The organism is Streptomyces roseirectus (assembly GCF_014489635.1).
Taxonomy (GTDB): Bacteria; Actinomycetota; Actinomycetes; order Streptomycetales; family Streptomycetaceae; genus Streptomyces; species Streptomyces roseirectus.
In genome coordinates, this window is the sequence record NZ_CP060828.1 from 873,770 (window position 1) to 883,266 (window position 9,497).

Annotated in this window: 8 protein-coding genes; 5 read left to right on the top strand and 3 right to left on the bottom strand. The window is 73.1% G+C overall.

From position 1 onward, the window contains the following. Positions 1-10: 10 nt before the first annotated feature. On the bottom strand, positions 11-637 hold the full coding sequence (locus IAG44_RS03470; RefSeq protein WP_187745661.1) for a class I SAM-dependent methyltransferase: 627 nt from the start codon (positions 635-637) through the stop codon (positions 11-13). A gap of 123 nt (positions 638-760) precedes the next feature. On the opposite strand from IAG44_RS03470, the gene IAG44_RS03475 reads away from it, so the two are divergent. Continuing rightward, positions 761-1,894, top strand: coding sequence for a sensor histidine kinase (locus IAG44_RS03475; RefSeq protein ID WP_187745662.1), 1,134 nt, complete (start codon positions 761-763; stop codon positions 1,892-1,894). After that, on the top strand, positions 1,891-2,541 hold the full coding sequence (locus IAG44_RS03480; RefSeq protein ID WP_187745663.1) for a response regulator: 651 nt from the start codon (positions 1,891-1,893) through the stop codon (positions 2,539-2,541). Before IAG44_RS03475 ends, IAG44_RS03480 begins: the two co-directional genes overlap by 4 nt. A 39-nt stretch (positions 2,542-2,580) precedes the next feature. Here IAG44_RS03480 and IAG44_RS03485 read toward each other — a convergent pair whose 3' ends face one another. Together IAG44_RS03485 and IAG44_RS03490 are read right to left on the bottom strand one after the other, a co-directional pair. After that, complete coding sequence (locus IAG44_RS03485) at positions 2,581-5,685, bottom strand: alpha-L-rhamnosidase (RefSeq protein ID WP_187745664.1); 3,105 nt, start codon at positions 5,683-5,685, stop codon at positions 2,581-2,583. A 28-nt stretch (positions 5,686-5,713) separates the two neighbouring features. Next, positions 5,714-6,139 (bottom strand): type 2 periplasmic-binding domain-containing protein, encoded by a 426-nt coding sequence (locus tag IAG44_RS03490; protein ID WP_246561411.1) that lies wholly within the window; start codon positions 6,137-6,139, stop codon positions 5,714-5,716. 203 nt (positions 6,140-6,342) lie between these two features. On the opposite strand from IAG44_RS03490, the gene IAG44_RS03495 reads away from it, so the two are divergent. From IAG44_RS03495 to IAG44_RS03505, 3 genes are all read left to right on the top strand, one after another. Then, the gene (locus tag IAG44_RS03495) at positions 6,343-7,374 is read left to right on the top strand and encodes a LacI family DNA-binding transcriptional regulator (RefSeq protein ID WP_187745665.1); all 1,032 of its coding nucleotides are present in this window, start codon (positions 6,343-6,345) and stop codon (positions 7,372-7,374) included. Positions 7,375-8,216: 842 nt separating this feature from the next. Beyond that, a complete protein-coding gene (locus tag IAG44_RS03500) occupies positions 8,217-8,687 on the top strand; it encodes a hypothetical protein (RefSeq protein ID WP_187745666.1) in 471 nt (156 codons plus the stop codon). Between the two features lie 237 nt (positions 8,688-8,924). Beyond that, a complete protein-coding gene (locus IAG44_RS03505; RefSeq protein ID WP_187745667.1) occupies positions 8,925-9,464 on the top strand; it encodes a hypothetical protein in 540 nt (179 codons plus the stop codon). The last annotated feature ends 33 nt before the right edge of the window (positions 9,465-9,497 follow it).

Below are 9,497 nucleotides of genomic sequence, written 5' to 3' on the forward strand. Positions count from 1 at the left end.
AGGTGAGCGTTCACCGGACCACCTCGCGCCGCAGTTGCCACGTGTACGCCGGCGGCAGGTTCGCCCACACCGTCCAGCGGCCGACCGCGTGGCGGCGCTGGTACGTGGTCAGTACGTCGTCGACCTCGGCATGGCGGCGGGCCTCGGTGCGGGAGGAGGTGAGGGTGCGGGCGCGGCGGGTGCCGAGGTAGGCGAAGTAGGTCAGGGTGCCGCCGGGGTGGAGGAGTTCGAGGAGGCGGGACATGATCTTGTCGACGTCGGAGGGGGCGAAGTTGGTGAGGGGGAGGCCGGAGATGATGACGTCGTAGCGTTCGTCGGTGTCGAGGTCTTCGATGCGTTGCTCGTGGACGGTCGTGTGCGGGGGCAGGCCGGGAAGGGCGCGGAGGCGGGCGGCGAAGCGGGGGTTGGCCTCGACGAGGTCGAGACGGCTGCCGCGCGGCAGGTCGGCGGCGAGGACGCGGGTGACCGCGCCGGTGCCCGCGCCGACCTCCAGGACGGACAGGGGGCGCGGCGCGCGGGCGCGGACGGGTTCCGTGAGGGCGCGGGCGAGGGCCCGCCCGCTGGGGGCGACGGCCCCGGTGGTGCGCGGATCGCGGGCCGCCTCCCGCAGGAACGCCCAGCTGTCGTGATCGGTCATGGATTCGACGCTAGGAATCGGCGCCGGACATCGAATCAGCCGTTGTGCCGTGGCTTCCCCCTACGAAAGTCGGGGGTGGGCGTCGTCGTTCGTCGAGGGCGGGGCGTCCGCGTGCTGCCTAGGATGAGCGGCGTGAGCGGGACGGAGAGCCGCGGGTGGGCCCGGTACGGGCGGGCGTTGGTGATCGTGCTGTGCACGGTGACCACGCCGGTCGGGCTGGACACGGGGTTCCTGGTCCTGGCGACAGCCGTGGCGGCGGTGTGCGGGGCGCTGCTGCTGGTGCCGGCGCTGCGGTGGCCGGTCGCGCCGCTGGTCGTGACGGTGGCGACGGCGTGCCTGGGCCGGCCGCTGCTGCCGTTGCTGGCGGTCGCCCTGTTCGACACGGCGGTGGCGCTGCGGACGCGGGCGGCACTGGGGCTCGCGGTGGCGGCGCTGGCCGGGAACGTGCTGGGCCCCCGGGCGACCGCGCTGTGGACGGCGGACACATACGCCGCGTCGCTGCTGGGACCGGGCCTCGCCGTCGTCAGCGGGCTGTGGCTGGGCAACCGGCGCCGGCTGCTGGCCGCGCTCACCGCCGACCTCGGGCACCTGCGGGTCGAGGCGGGGCTGCGGGAGGAGGCGGCGCGGGCGGCGGAGCGGTCGCGGATCGCCGCCGAGATGCACGACGTCCTCGCGCACCGGCTCAGCCTGATCGCCCTGCACACGGGCGTCCTGACCACCCGGGACGACCTGCCCGCGCCGGTCGCCGAGCGGCTGGCGCTGCTGCGGTCGACGTCCACCGAGGCGCTGAACGACCTGCGGGACGTGCTCGGGGCGCTGCGCGACACCGCATCCCCGGCGGCTCCGGCGTCCGCGGCGCTGACGCCGGTCGTGCGGGACGTGCGGGAGCTGGTCCGGGAGGCGCGGGCGGCCGGTCAGCAAGTGGCGCTCGCCGTCGACGGTGCGCCGGAACTCGCGCCCACCACACATCGCCTGGCCGTCTACCGCCTCGTCCAGGAGGCGCTGACGAACGCCCGCAAGCACGCGGACGGGGCCCCCGTCACCGTCCGCGTCTCCTACAGTCCGCCGGCCACGCTCGTGGAGGTGGTCAATCCGCCCGGGGAGAGCCGGGCGGACGCGGTGTCCGGGTACGGCATCGTGGGGCTGCGGGAGCGGGTGGCCGCGCTCGGCGGGCATCTGGGCGCCGGTCCGGCGGGCGCGGGCGCGTGGCGGCTGGCCGCGCGTCTCCCCCACCCCTCGACCCCGGGACCGCCATGATCCGCGTGCTGATCGTCGACGACGACGCCCTGGTCCGCCTCGGTCTCGCCGACCTCCTCGGCGCCGACCCCGGCATCACGGTGGTCGCGCAGGCCGCCGACGGCCTCGACGCGGTCGCCCTCGCGACCGCGCACCAGGTCGACGTCGCCCTCGTCGACGTCCGCATGCCCCGGATGGACGGCATCACCGCGACCGCGCGGCTGCGGGCGCTGCCCCGGCCGCCGAGGGTGATCACGCTGACCACCTTCGATCTCGACGAGTACGTGTACGACGCGCTCGCGGCGGGGGCGGACGGATTCCTCCTCAAGGACACCGACCCGGCGGAGATCCTGCGGGCGGTGCACCTGGTCGCCGGGGGCTCGGCGATGCTGCACCCCAGTGCCGCGCGCCGGCTGATCGACCGTTACCACGCGGCCGGCGGGCCCCGCGCGAGCGCCGCCCACACCCTGCTGGCCCGCCTCACGCCACGCGAGCGCGACGTCCTCGCGCTGGTGGCACGCGGCGACACCAACGCGGACATCGCCGAGCGGCTGGCGATGCGCGAGAGCACGGTCAAGGCGCACGTCAGCCGCATCCTGACCGCGCTGGAGGTCACGAACCGGGTACAGGCGGCACTGCTGGCGCGTGACGCGGGGCTGGGCGGCTGAGACGGGGGCGCCCGTGAGGTGCACGGACGCCCCCCTCCTTCACCTCAGCCGCGACGTCAGCCGGTACGAGCCCGAGGTCAGGCGGTAGGAGGAGACGCCGGCCTCGTGGCCGAGGAACTGCGCGCCCTGTGCCCGGGACAGCGGGGTGCGGCCCTCGCGGACCGCGTCGGGGGACGCGGCCGGCAGGGAGAGGGTCGCCTCGCTGCCGGGCGGCACGGCCGCCTCGTAGCTGAGGGTGCGGGCGTCGGCGTCGAGCGACCACTCGCTGCGGATCTCGCCGTAGGGGGAGAGGTGGGTGGCCGCGACGTGGCCGATACGCCCGGTGGGGTCGAGGTGGGGGCGCAGGACGAACCGTCTGAAGCCGGGGTGCGCGGGGTCGCGGGCGATGCCCGCCATGTAGGCGTACATCCACTCCATGATCGCGCCGTAGGCGTAGTGGTTGAAGGAGTTCATGCTGACGGGCCCGAACCCGTCGGCGCGGGAGTAGGAGTTCCACCGCTCCCAGACGGTGGTGGCCCCGCCCCGGACGGAGAACAGCCAGGAGGGCATGGCGTCCTGGTGGAGGAGTTCGTAGGCGAGGTCGGAGCGGCCCTCGTCGCTGAGGACGGGGGCGAGGACGTTGACGCCGAGGAAGCCGACGGAGAGCGTGTTCTCGGCGTAGCGCACCCGGCTGCTGTCCGGGTGGGCGGCCTTGTACGCGGCGTCGTTGCCGATGTTGTCGGCGAGCAGGCCGATCAGGCTGCGGCGTTGGGCCTCGGTCTCGTAGAAGCCGAGTTTGAGGACCCACAACAGGGCGCTCTGGGTGTTGTCCTCGGTCTTCTCGTTCGGATCGGCGCCCGGTTCGATCGGGGAGGCGGGGCCGAGGCTGGACTTGACGACGGTCCGGCCGCCCTCGGTGGCGAGGTACTTGGCGATGAAGGCCCGCTTGATGTGCGCGAACAGCTCCTCGTAGGCCCGGCCCTCGGCGGCGCGGCCGATCGCGGGCGCCATCTGGGCCATGAGGCGGGCGACATAGCCGTAGTAGACGTCGCTCATGAGTTGGGCGCTGGTCTTCTGCGGGGCGAGCCAGTCGCCGGTGAGGGAGCCCTGTCCGGCGTAGGTGTCGCCGGTCCGCTGCCGGATCCAGTCGAGGTACCTGACCATGGCGGCCCAGTTGTCGCGCACGACGGTGTCGTCGCCGGTCATCTGCCAGAGGGTCCAGGGCAGGACGACGCCGCAGTCGGCCCAGCCGCTGCCGCCGCCGGGGAAGTTGTAGCGGCCGCCGGGGGCGACGCCGGTGAACTGGAGCTTGTCCTCGCCGTAGAGCGTCTGGGAGTCGACGACGGTGTCCTGGAAGTGGGCGAGGAAGGGGCCCGCGTCGGCGTTGTAGAGGCCGGTGGTGGCGAAGATCTGGGTGTCGCCGGTCCAGCCGAGGCGTTCGTCGCGCTGGGGGCAGTCGGTGGGTACCCAGAGGTAGTTGCCGCGCTGGCCCCAGCGGATGTTGCTGATCAGCTGGTTGACGTCGGCGTCGTCGGTGGTGAGGGTGGACCGTTCGTGGATCGCGGAGGTGGCGACCTTGCCGGTGAACGAGGTGAGGGTGACGGTCTCGCTCGCGGTGACGGCGACGTACCGGAAGCCGTAGAAGGTGAGGGAGTCCTGGTGGGTCTCGCCGTGCGGGTCGCCCTTGAGGACGTAGGTGCTGGTGGCCTTGGCGCTGCGGAGGTTGGCGCGGTAGACGGAGCCCTCGGGGCCGTCGGCGCCCGCGCTGTCGTCGTTCAGCATCTCCGCGAACCGGAACTCGACCCGGGCGCCCGCCGGTCCGCGCAGCCCGTAGCGGGGGACGCCGACCATGTTCTGGCCGAGGTCGAGGACGGCGGTGTCGCCGGCGCCGATGGTGACGTGCGCGGTCGCGGCCTTGGCGGGGTCGATGACCGTGCGTCCGGGGTCGACGACGACCCGGCCCCGCCCGCCCGCGCTGCCCTCCTCGCCGGTCACACCGGTGCTGACGGTGACGGACTGCGGGCGGCGGTCCCAGCGCGCCATGAGACGCGCGGTGTCGGCCGGGTAGGCGAGCAGCTTGGCGCCGGGGTGGGCGACTTGTTCGACGTCGCCCCAGGAGCCGGTGTCGTAGCCGGCCGCCGTCCAGCCGGGGAGTTCCTGGCGGGCGTCGTAGGTCTCGCCGTCGTAGATGTCGTCGGCCCGCCAGGGTCCGGTGTCGGTGGCCTTCCAGGCGGCGCCGGGAGTGGTGACGACGGATTCGGTGGTGCCGTCGGTGTAGCGGATCAGGAGCCTGGCCTTGAGGGCGAGGGGGTTGCCGTCGGGCCTGTAGTAGGTGCTGCCTTCGGAGATGCGGCCGTTGTACCAGCCGTTGCCGAGGACGGCGGCGAGGGTGACCGTGCGCGCGCCGCCGATGTGGCCGGTGACGTCGTAGGTGAGGTAGTGGGCGCGGACGTCGTAGTTGGTCCAGCCCGGGGGCAGGAGTTCGACGGTGGTGGCGTCGTCCTGGGGGACGGTGAGGCGGCGGCCGTTGACGTGGACGTCGTAGACGCCGAGCGCGGCGACGTACAGGCGGGCCGCGCGGACCCGGCTCCTGAGGGGGGCCTCGGTGCGCAGCAGGGGGGCGCCGGGGGTGTGGGGGGTCTTGCCCTTCATGCCGATCCAGCGGGCGTCGTCCCAGCCGGTGGTGCCGTCGGTGCTCATGAGGCCGGTCTCGAACCAGGCGGCGAGCGCGGTGCCGACGGTGCGGCCCTCGGCGTCCCAGACGGTGACCGTCCAGTGGTAGCGGGTCGAGGGGCGCAGGGCGGGGCCCGCGTAGCGGACGGCGACGGAGTCGGTGGAGGTGACGCGCCCGCTGTTCCAGACGTCGGCGCGGGCGGGGGTGAGCCGGTCGGGGGAGGACGCGACGAGAAGCTGGTAGGCGCCCTGACCGCGGCCCCGGGTGAAGGCGCGCACGCGCCAGCCGAAGCGGGGGCGGGCGGCGTCGATGCCGAGCGGGTCGGTGCGGTGCTCGACGGTGAGGCCGGTCACCGCGCCGCCCCGGGCGCGAGGAGCCGCCGCTGCCGGGGGTGCGGGGATGCCTGCGCCGGCCGCGGTGACCGTGCCGGCGGTCGCGGCGAGGACGGTTCGGCGAGGGAGACCCTGGGCGCTGTGTGGGTCATGGTTCACACCGGTTTCCTTTCGGGTGGGGGGTTGGTCAGCGGTTTCGTCCGGCGCGGTGGTCGGCGTCCATGTCCTTGAGGAGCCGGTCGGGGGCGGACTGGCCGCTGAAGATCTCCTGGAGGCCGCTGAGCAGGGTCTGCTGGACCTTCGGGGAGGGCCACAGCTGGTCCATGAAGGGCACGGTGCGGCCCGCTTCGACGTAGGCGGCGAGTTCGGCGAGCGCGGGGTCGGCCTTGTTGCCGGTGTCGGGGAGGGAGGGGAGGCTGCCCTGTCTGCCGGTGAAGAGGTTCATGCCCTCGGGGGACATGACGAAGTCGACGAATTCCAGGGCCAATTCCTCGTTCTTGGCCTTGGCCTTGGCGTTGACGCCGTAGCCGGCGCCGGCCGCGGCGGGGACGAGGGTCGCGTCCGGGTCGTCGGTGGCGGGCAGTGCCTTGAAGGTGAAGGTGCGTCTCGTCACGGGCCGACCTCTTCTATGAAACGTTTCAAAGAGTCGTGCGGGCGGGCGTCGGCCGGGTTCGGCGTCGGGGAGCGTGGTGCGTGGTGAGTGGGTAACGTTTTCCAAGGGGTGCTGCCAGACCCTAAGGACCAGCTCGGGGGACGTCAAGACACTGCGCAGTACACTGCCGGGCAACGTTTTCCGCCCGCCGGAAGGACACCGGGATGCCCGCGCCCACGCCGCCCCGCCGCGTCACGATCGTCGACGTCGCCCGGCACGCCCAGGTGTCGACGACCGCGGTGTCCAAGGTGCTGCGCGGGGCGTACGGGGCGAGCCCCGAGATGCGGGCCAAAGTGCGGCGCGCCATCGAGGAGTTGGGCTATCGGCCGCTCGCCGCCGCGCGGGGGCTGCGGGGGCGGACGTACACGGTCGGGGTGATGCTGCCCGACATCCGCAACCCCTTCTTCCCCGAGGTCCTGGACGGGATCACCGCGCGGCTCGCCGCCACCGAGTACCAGGTGTTCCTCGGGACCGGCTGCAACGGGGAGGCCGCCGAGGCGCGGGTCACAGAGGCGATGATCGACCGCGGCATGGACGGGCTCGTCCTCATCGCGCCGGTCTCCTCGCGGGGGCATCTGGAGCGGGTCGCCGCGGCCGTGCCGACCGTCGTCGTCGGGCGGCACGGGCGTTCCGACGCGTACGACACCGTCGTCGACGACGACGTCCTCGGCGCCCGTCTCGTCGTCTCCCACCTCGTCGGGCTCGGGCATCGGCGCATCGCCCACATCGAGCATCACGACACCGACCCCACGCGGGTCGCCGAGATGCCCAACTCCCTTCGCGCCGACGGCTATCGGCGCGCCATGCGCGAGTTCGGCCTCGTGGACGACATCGTCTCCACGAGTTACACGCACCAAGGCGGCTACGACGGCGCCCGCGAACTGCTGGCCCGTGTTGAGGTACCCACCGCGATCTTCGCCGGCGCGGACATCGTCGCCATGGGTGTCCTCCAAGCCCTCGACGAAGCCGGTCTGTCCGTCCCCCACCACATCTCCCTCGCCGGCTACGACAACACCGCCTTCGCCGCCCTCTCCCCCATCTCCCTCACCAGCGTCGACCAAGCGGGCCGCCAGATCGGCGACAACGCCGCCCGCCTGCTGCTGGAACGCGTCGAGGACCGGGGGAAGGGCACGGAACAGGTCAAGTTGGAACCGGGGTTGGTGGTACGGAGGAGCACGGGGGTGCCGGCGGGGTAGGGGGTGGGGGTGGCGGCAGGAAGGTCTGGGGGCTTCCGGTGGGGTTGGCGGGGCGGCGCCTCGGCGCAAGGGCAGGGGCAGGGGCAGGGGCAGGGGCAGGGGCAGGACATCGTCTGACGAGGCTCGGTGCTGTGCGGAAGACCGCCGCGGGAAGGGCCGGCCCGTGGCGAGAAGGCGTGCCGCACTCGACACCGGCGTGGAGAGGGCGCGTCGGGCGACAGCCCCCTCCTCACAAGAAGCACCGGCCCATGCGGGCGGCTCCCGGCGAGAAGGCACGCCGCGCGGAGCGCTCGGCGCAGGACGCTCGGCGCGGGGCGGTGTCCGTCGGGGCTCACGGGGCGAAGGGCGTCGGGCGGCAGCCCGCCTCACAAAAACACCGGCCCGCGCGGGCGGCTCCCGGCAAGAAGACGCGCCGCGCGGAGCGCTCGGCGCGGGGCGGTGTCCGTCGGGGCTCGTGGGGCGGGTGCGCGGGGCTTCGCTGCGCGGGGTTGCCGGGTGGCGCCCGTTCGAGTCGAGGGGGCGTCACCTTCCCCATGTCCACGCCCCGCCGGGTGGTGTGCCCCTGCGGGGTTGTCGGCCTCCGCCTGGAGCCGTAGCGGGCGTCGCGGGTCTGTTCGCCCGGTCATAACGCGTGCTGTTCAAGGCGTCAGTGCCCCGGTGCGGTCCACCGGCGACGGCCCCGGCGAACTGGCCTGCCAAGCCATCGGCTGCACGCCGGTCCGCCGCCCCCCTCGCGCGCGGCCCGTCACCAATGCCGGCTCGGGGGTCTTAGTGCTTTCTGCTGAGGGGTGATGCGTCGGGAGACCGATCTTTTGTGGGGGGAAGGTTCGTAGGGTCGGGGCATGAGTGACGCGGCGGAATTCGCCTCTCGTGATCGTGCCCTCGGGGTTCTGCGGGCGTATGCGGATCGTGATGCAGATGGGGTGGAGGGGGCGCTCGCGGGGTTGGGGGAAAGTGGGTGGGTGGAGGTTTACGCCGTGCTCAGTGGGCTGTTGCACACCACCGTGGGGATTGTGGAACTGACCGGGATTCGGGAGCAGTTGGGGCGTGTGGTGCGGTGTGCCGATGAGGTCGCCGCGGTGGCGCCGCCGCATTACGAGTTCGCGATCGCGGAGGCGACCAGGGCGTGGGCGCGGGGGGATCAGGGGGCGATGCGGGCGGTGTCGGGGCGGGATCTGCCGGGGGCGGTGCACATGACGGCCGTGTTCGTGACGGTTCTCGGGGTCGCGTTGTGGGGTCGGAGCGGGTTCCTGGGGGTACTGCGGACCTTCCACGACACGCTCTCTTCCCTCGATCAGCCGCCCGCGCCATGACCACTCACCGACTTCACGAAGCCCCGCTCGCCCCATCATGAACCTCGCCGGCTTCATGAAGTCCCACTCCCCCTTGGACCTCGCCGCCCTCTGAGATCTCGCCGGCACCATGAACTCCCGCCGGCCCTCTGAACTCCCGCCGCCCCCATCCCCCCGTCCACCCCACAAACTCTCGCCGGTCGCGTCGTCGATGCCACCCGTCTTCGGGGCCGGCGAGAATCCCCCGTCAGGAGTGCCGTGAATTTCGAGTCGCCTCTTTCCGCGCTCTTCCCCGGCACCTCAGGCCGGCTGGTCGGCGCGCTCGTCGGTCACCATGTCATGGAACCCGAACGCCCGCTTCCGCTGGTCGAGTTGACGAGGCGGGCGGCGGTGACGGGGACGCAGGCGGAGGCGGCGTTGTTTCGGCTGGGGCTGTTGGGGCTGCTTGCGCCCCGGCGTCAGGGGGAGGACGTGTGTCTGGTGCCGGGGCATGTCGTGTGGGGTGCGCTGCGTCAACTCGCCGATCTGCGGGGCCGCGTGGCGGAGAGGGTCCGTGCGGAGGTGGGCGCGTCTCTCCAACCCCCGCCCCTGCACCTCGCGTTGAGCGGCCCGGTCGCCGAGGGCAGGGCCACCAGCCCCTCGGACGTCCTGGAGCTGGTCGCCGTCCCGCCGCCGGACGCGCCGGACGAGTGGACGGAGGCCGTGCGCGCGTTGGCCGTCCGGCTCTCCCGGGACCTGGGGAACGTGGTCGTCCACCGGAGCGTGATCGGGCCCGGCGAGACGGTGACCCTCTGGTGAGGCGGGCGGGCTCAGAGGGGGTACAAACTCGAC